2 protein-coding genes are annotated in these 652 nt (G+C 64.9%); both read left to right on the top strand.

What is annotated here, in order from left to right; genetic code table 11:
* On the top strand, nt 1-426 hold a 426-nt coding region (locus AC1DTN_RS38090; RefSeq protein WP_477925336.1), incomplete at its 5' end, for a glycosyltransferase.
* Nucleotides 353-652, top strand: a 300-nt coding sequence (locus AC1DTN_RS38085; protein ID WP_477925335.1) for an NAD-dependent epimerase/dehydratase family protein, incomplete at its 3' end; no start/stop codon positions are given. The genes AC1DTN_RS38090 and AC1DTN_RS38085, both read left to right, overlap by 74 nt.

Genomic DNA, 652 nt, shown 5'->3' with positions numbered 1-652 from the left:
GGCCAGTCCTTCCTGGAAGCGATGGGGCGCGGCCAATGCGTCGTGGCGCCCGACCAGGGCACGATGAACGAGTACATCCTGTCCGGCGTCAACGGCTTGCTCTACGACGTTCACCATCCGAAAGCCCTGGATTTCTCCGGTGCATCGAGGTTGGGCATGCAGGCGAGGGCGGGTACGGTGGCGGGCCGCGCCATCTGGGAAGAATCCGAGGAAGAACTCGTGCGCTTTATCCTTGCGCCTGCCAAGACGCTGTATGTGGGCAAGTACCAGCACGCGTTTGCGCCCGAGGGGCCGGCCGCGCCAGCCGGGGCACGTAGTCAGGCTGCGGGCCTGCGCGGGTTGGCCCAGCGCAATGCGCTCTTCAGGTCGACGCGCTTCATCTGGCATCCGATGCTCAGGTTGGCGCGCCAGATGCTCGGGCGCTGACCGCGGCGTCGTGCCGTTCTTCATCGCATTCGCTGCGAAGTTATTGAGGTTCTTGATGGAAACAAAGAAGGTATTCGTGGCAGGCCATCGCGGCCTGGTCGGTTCTGCCACCTTGAAGGCGCTGGGGGGCCGTGCGGACTATGAGATCCTGACGCGCACTCACGCCGAGCTCGATCTCGAGGATCGCGACGCGACGCGGGAGTTCTTCCTGCGGCACGGGCCAGAC

It is taken from the genome of Rhizobium sp. 01T444 (assembly GCF_056398305.1).
Note: the sequence above shows the minus strand (reverse complement) of the source record. Positions and strands in the feature narration are given on the sequence as shown.